Source organism: Roseateles chitinivorans (assembly GCF_002761755.1).
GTDB lineage: Bacteria > Pseudomonadota > Gammaproteobacteria > Burkholderiales > Burkholderiaceae_C > Roseateles > Roseateles chitinivorans.
The window spans coordinates 1-3,118 of the sequence record NZ_PEOG01000140.1 but is presented as its reverse complement, the minus strand read 5'-3'; the positions used below and the strand labels follow the sequence as shown (position 1 = coordinate 3,118).

General features: G+C 73.3%; 4 protein-coding genes. 3 read left to right on the top strand and 1 reads right to left on the bottom strand.

Annotated elements, in window-relative coordinates; all coding sequences use genetic code 11:
* The 3 genes from CS062_RS26475 to CS062_RS24915 form a co-directional block, all read left to right on the top strand.
* On the top strand, positions 1-215 hold a 215-nt coding region (locus CS062_RS26475), incomplete at its 5' end, for a hypothetical protein (RefSeq protein WP_099864538.1).
* Positions 205-474 carry a hypothetical protein gene (locus tag CS062_RS24920; RefSeq protein ID WP_099864537.1) on the top strand — a complete coding sequence of 90 codons (270 nt, stop codon included), beginning with the start codon at positions 205-207 and terminating at the stop codon, positions 472-474. The genes CS062_RS26475 and CS062_RS24920, both read left to right, overlap by 11 nt.
* Positions 471-2,009 (top strand): PepSY-associated TM helix domain-containing protein, encoded by a 1,539-nt coding sequence (locus CS062_RS24915; RefSeq protein ID WP_099864535.1) that lies wholly within the window; start codon positions 471-473, stop codon positions 2,007-2,009. Before CS062_RS24920 ends, CS062_RS24915 begins: the two co-directional genes overlap by 4 nt.
* Positions 2,010-2,100: 91 nt before the next feature.
* On the opposite strand, the gene CS062_RS26470 is transcribed toward CS062_RS24915, so the two are convergent.
* Positions 2,101-3,118 (bottom strand): hypothetical protein (locus CS062_RS26470; RefSeq protein WP_199174355.1); only part of this gene is annotated, 1,018 nt, incomplete at its 5' end.

The window sequence follows — 3,118 nt, the reverse complement described above, 5'->3', positions numbered from 1 at the left end:
GCCATCAGCGGCTGTGGCCGCGCACGACGCGGCCGCGCCGGTGGCGCTGGGCCTCGCTCGCGCTGCTCGTGGTCGCCACGCTGCTGGCGGTCCCCGCATTGGGCGTCACCGCCGCCTTCTCGGTCGCGCTCAGCGCCGCGATGCTCGGCGCCGTCGTCCTGCCCTTCGTCAACGCGTGGCGCGTCCACGCCCAGGGAGCCAGCGATGTGGGGTAAGTCCGTCGCCGCCGGCCTGCTCGGCCTGCCGATGACCGTCGGCGTGATGGGCCTCCTCACGCTGCTGTGGCCGGGCCCGCTGCGCGCGAACGCGCTGGCGCTGCTGATCTGCGCCTTCCCGGTCTGGGTCGCCGCGCTGGCCCTGCCCTTCCAGCTGCGCAGCGCGGCGCGCGCCTGGATCGTCATGACCGCGATCACCGCGCTGTGCTTCGCGGCGATCCACGGACTCAAATTCATCGGCTGGGTGCGCATCGCATGAACGCCAAGACCCTCAAGACCTGGCTCTCGGTGCACAGCGGCATCGGCATCGCCGCCGGCCTGCTGCTGTTCATCGCCTTCTATGCGGGCGCGCTGACGCTGTTCCATCACGAGATCGAGGAATGGTCCGCGGCCGCCGAGCCCCCGGCCGGTCCGCCGCCCACGCTGGCCGACGCGCAGCGGCTGCTGGACGGCGTGCTCGCGCAGGCGCCGAAGATGGCTGCCGACATCCGCCTGCAACTGCCCCACGACGGCCACGGCCTGCGCGCCTACGGCCAGGACCCTGCAACGAAGACCTGGCGATCGTTCGAACTGGGCGCCGACGGCCAGCCGCGAGAGCAGCAGGACCGCGGCGAGCTCGGCGAGTTCATCCACCGCCTGCACTACACCGTCGGCATCCCCGGCGCCTGGGGCACCTACACGATGGGCGTCGTGTCGCTGCTCTACGGCCTGGCGCTGGTCAGCGGGCTGGTGATCTACCTGCCGGTGCTGGCCCGCGACCTCTTCGCGCTGCGCTGGGGCCGCAATCTGAAGCGGCTCTGGCAGGACGCGCACAACGCCGTCGGGCTGCTCTCCCTGCCCTTCCACATCGTCTTCGCCTGGAGCGGCGCGGTGCTGTGCATCGGCACGCTGCTGCTGGCGCCGTTCCAGTTCCTGGTCTTCGAGGGCAAGCTGCTGGCGCTGATCGGCCCGCAGGCCGGCTTCTCACGGCCGGTCCAGGCCAGCGGCACGCCCGCGCCGCCGCTGAAGGTCGAGCAACTGGTGGCGGCCGCGACCCGCGCCGCGCCGGGTCTGGAGGTCGAGCGCCTGCACCTCCGCCATCACGGCGACGCCGCCGCACAGGTGGAAGCCGACGGCGCCGTGCATGAGCGCCACCTCAGCCGGGCGGTGCGCGTGGAACTGTCCGGCACCACCGGGGCGCTGCTGCACGAGGTGCAGCGGCCCGCCTCCTACAGCAGCGGTACCGCCCTGCTGCGCGGCCTGCAGAACCTGCATTACGGCGACTTCGGCGGGCTGGCGCTGCGCTGGGTGTACTTCGTGCTGGCGCTCGCCGGCGCCTTCCTCTTCTACAGCGGCAACCTGCTGTGGGTCGAATCGCGCCGCAAGCACCAGCAAGCGGCACAACCGCGCCGCGCCAGCGTGATGGCGCGACTGACGCTGGGCGTGGCGCTGGGCTGCATCGCCGGCATCTCGGCGCTGTTCGTCGGCACGCGGGTGCTGGGGCCGGACCGCTTCGCCGACGCGGTGCAGCCGGTCTACTTCGCGGTGCTGGCCTTGTGCGTGCTCTGGGCGCTGGTGCGCCCGCTGCCGAAGGCGGCCTTCGAGCTGTGCGTCGCCGCCGCGGCGCTCACCGGCTGCATCGCGCTGGCGGATGCCGCGATGCTCGGCCCTCGCCTGCTGCGGGGCGACCTGCTGCTGTGGACCGTCGACCTGACCGCGCTGCTCGGCGCGGCGCTGCTGCTCCTGCTGGCCCGCGCGACGCGCCGTCGCGCCCGCAACGGCGCACCGCACAGCGTCTGGGCGCTCGGCGCCTGAGCGCCACGGCCGCGTGGCCGGGGTCGTCGTCGGCGGCAGCGGCGGCGTCGGCGTCGGTGTCGGTGTCGGCGTCCGGCAACCGAGGACCGGGCTACTTCGAGTAGCCCGTGTCCTTGATGAACACCGACCGGCGCTCCGGGCCGCTGAAGGCGAACAGCACGCGCTGCTGCTCGCCGTTGTCGCGCTCGACCACCATCGCCCAGCGTTCGAGCCGGTAGCGCCCGGTGAAATCCGCGCCATTGCGGCGCCGCTTCGTCCCGCCGCCGGCGCCGGCGCCGACGGCGCTCACCGACGAGGTCCCCGTGCTGCCTCCCCGCGAGTAGGACGTCGTCGCCATGCCGGTCACCCCGGCCGCGGCCGCCATCGCGCCGGTGCCGAACACCGAGCGCCCGCTCTGCTCGAACTGGCCGTCGCCATGGAAGTGGAAGCGGTTCTGCGAGCTGCTGCCGCCGAGGATGGAATACCAGGAGTGGGTGAAGGTGCCGTCCACGCGCTGTCCGGCCTCGGCGGGCAGCGCCGGCCGTCCCTGCACGGTGCGCCAGTCCTTGTCGTCGAGGTCGCGGATCTGCCAGTCGCTGCCCTGGCGGCGCCACTGGATGATGCGTTCCGGCTGGAAGCGGCGTGCGCCGGCGAGGTCGAGCTCGTCCGGCGGCAGGTCCAGCCGCTGGTAGCCGGTGCCGTCCTTGAGCAGCAGGTGCACCTGCTCCACCCGACTCTCGCCGCTGGGCTGGTACCAGGTCCAGAGCAGGAAGGCGATGTCCTTGTCCGCGACGCCCTTGCCCGGGGCCGCGCGGATCGCGCGCTCGGCCGCGGCGCGGCGTTCCAGCGTGGCGGTGCGGTCCGCCTCCTCGCGCCGGCGGCGGTCGTCGCCCGCCAGCGCGCGCAGCGTCGGCCACAGCTCGTTGGACTTGGCCGAGATGGCCTTCAGCCCGTCCCCGTAGCGCTGCAGCAGCGCCTCCTCCTGGGAGAACGCGATGCGCATCCACTCGACCTTGCCTTCACGCGGCGGGCGCATGTAGACCTGGGTCTCGACGGCGGCGCCCGCCACCGTCACCACGCAGCTCTGCACCACCACGCCGGCGGTCAGCAGTTCGGGCGCGCGGCAGGCC

Excerpts from the sequence above, each read along its gene's own strand:
- CS062_RS24920 (WP_099864537.1), top strand. The coding sequence starts at position 205 with ATGTGGGGTAAGTCCGTCGCCGCCGGCCTGCTCGGCCTGCCGATGACC.
- CS062_RS24915 (WP_099864535.1), top strand. The coding sequence starts at position 471 with ATGAACGCCAAGACCCTCAAGACCTGGCTCTCGGTGCACAGCGGCATC.